Raw genomic sequence first — 1,226 nt, 5'->3', positions numbered from 1 at the left:
CCCTAGTGCTGCGTTCCTCTTTGGCCGGGTATATGGCCTGGTAGCGGGGCCGTTGCGGAGACACGGGACGGGTCATGGCAGTGCTGGTGAAGGCACGGCCCAGTCGGGGCAAAGCGGAGCGGGCGCTGATCGAGAGGCTTACCCGGGCGCGGAAGGCGCCGCGGGATTTGGTGGTGCGGGCCCGGATGGTGGAGTTGAGTTGGTCTGGGCAGCGGGTGCCGACGATCGCCGAGGAGCTGGGGTGCGGTCAAAAGACGGTGCGGCGCTGGTTGCACCGCTTCAACCGGTCCGGGGTGGCGGGCTTGGAGGATCTGGGCGGACAGGGCCGCAAGCGTCGGATTACCGAGGCCGAACGGTCCCGCATCATCGCACTGGTCAGGACGTTGCCTCCGGGACGGCTGCGGTGGGAGCCGGTCGGCGAGTTGTGGGCGCCCGATGAGCTGGGCCCGGCCGAGTGGACCCTGTCGTCTCTGGCGACCGCCGCCCGGGCCGAGGGGATTCGGGTGGGCCGCTCGCAAGTGCGCCGGATTCTGCTGGCCGAGGGGGTGCGCTGGCGCCGCCCGAGGTCATGGACGCGCTCGGCCGACCTGGACTTCGTCCCAAAAGGACACGGATCATCGGGCTGTACACCGATCCGCCGCCGGGCGCCACGGTCATCTGCGCCGACGAACTCGGTCCGGTGATCCCGCGCACCTTTCCGCCCGCGCCCACCTGGTCGCCCGACGGGCACCGGATCAAGTCCGAACTTGACTACGGACGCGGGCCCGAGAAAACCTGGGTCTTCGGCGGGCTGCGGATCCGCGACGGCCACGAGGTCACGATGACCGCGCCGTCTCGCAGCAGTGTCTGCTACCAGCAGTTTCTGGAGCGACTCGAGCAGGCCAACCCGGTCGGGGTGATCTGGATCGTCACGGACAACCTGTCCGCGCACCGCAGTGTGTCCACCCGGGCCTGGCTGGAAGACCACCCGCGCATCCATCACGCGTTCATCCCGGTTGGTGCCTGCTGGCTCAACCTGCAAGAGGGCTGGTGGCGCCTGTTCCGCAAGACGGCCCTGGCCGGCCGTTCCTTCTGCAACCCTCGCGACATCGCCTACGCCACCAGACTGGCCACCGCCCAGCTCAACGCCCGCGCCCAGCCCTGGGTCTGGGGCCGACCGGCCCCTCCCACCCGCACACGACGGCGCCGCTATGAGTACGTCCTTTGAGGAACGCAGCACTAGGGCC

At 69.6% G+C, this 1,226-nt stretch carries 2 protein-coding genes; both read left to right on the top strand.

Features of this window, described 5'->3' with window-relative positions; genetic code table 11:
* Nucleotides 1–74 precede the first annotated feature (74 nt).
* A complete protein-coding gene (locus OO63_RS41055) occupies nucleotides 75–683 on the top strand; it encodes a helix-turn-helix domain-containing protein (RefSeq protein ID WP_030363830.1) in 609 nt (202 codons plus the stop codon).
* Nucleotides 680–1,207 (top strand): transposase, encoded by a 528-nt coding sequence (locus OO63_RS41050; RefSeq protein ID WP_030363831.1) that lies wholly within the window; start codon nucleotides 680–682, stop codon nucleotides 1,205–1,207. The genes OO63_RS41055 and OO63_RS41050 overlap by 4 nt, the downstream gene beginning before the upstream one ends.
* The last annotated feature ends 19 nt before the right edge of the window (nucleotides 1,208–1,226 follow it).

Origin of the sequence: Streptomyces alboflavus (assembly GCF_000716675.1) — a bacterium.
GTDB lineage: Bacteria > Actinomycetota > Actinomycetes > Streptomycetales > Streptomycetaceae > Streptomyces > Streptomyces alboflavus.
The sequence above is the reverse complement of the archived record's forward strand: the minus strand, read 5'-3'. Positions and strand labels throughout refer to the sequence as shown.